Raw genomic sequence first — 309 nt, 5'->3', positions numbered from 1 at the left:
ATCATCAACATCGGCTCCGTCGCTGGCATCACAGGCACCTTCTCCGCCGCCTACAGCGCCTCAAAATGGGCCCTCGAAGGGCTGTCCCGCTCGGCCGCGTACACGCTCTCCGACTGGGGCATCCGAGTGAACGTCATCCAGCCCGGCTTCATCGAAACCGACATGACCAAACCGATGACCGCGAACCCGCTGATGCACCACCAGTTCAAGAAGACGATGGAGAACACCATCCTCCTTCGCCGGGCAGGCGGTTGACGGTGGCGAGGGCGGCGCCGGTGACGAGGTTGGTGGCGCCCGGCCCGATGGAGG

At 64.7% G+C, this 309-nt stretch carries 1 protein-coding gene; it reads left to right on the top strand.

Annotated elements, in window-relative coordinates:
* On the top strand, positions 1-255 hold a 255-nt coding region (locus ACFWJO_RS39845), incomplete at its 5' end, for an SDR family NAD(P)-dependent oxidoreductase (RefSeq protein ID WP_386873203.1).
* Between the last annotated feature and the right edge of the window lie 54 nt (positions 256-309).

Origin of the sequence: Streptomyces sp. NPDC127092 (genome assembly GCF_042722475.1) — a bacterium.
GTDB lineage: Bacteria > Actinomycetota > Actinomycetes > Streptomycetales > Streptomycetaceae > Streptomyces.
The sequence above is the reverse complement of the archived record's forward strand: the minus strand, read 5'-3'. Positions and strand labels throughout refer to the sequence as shown.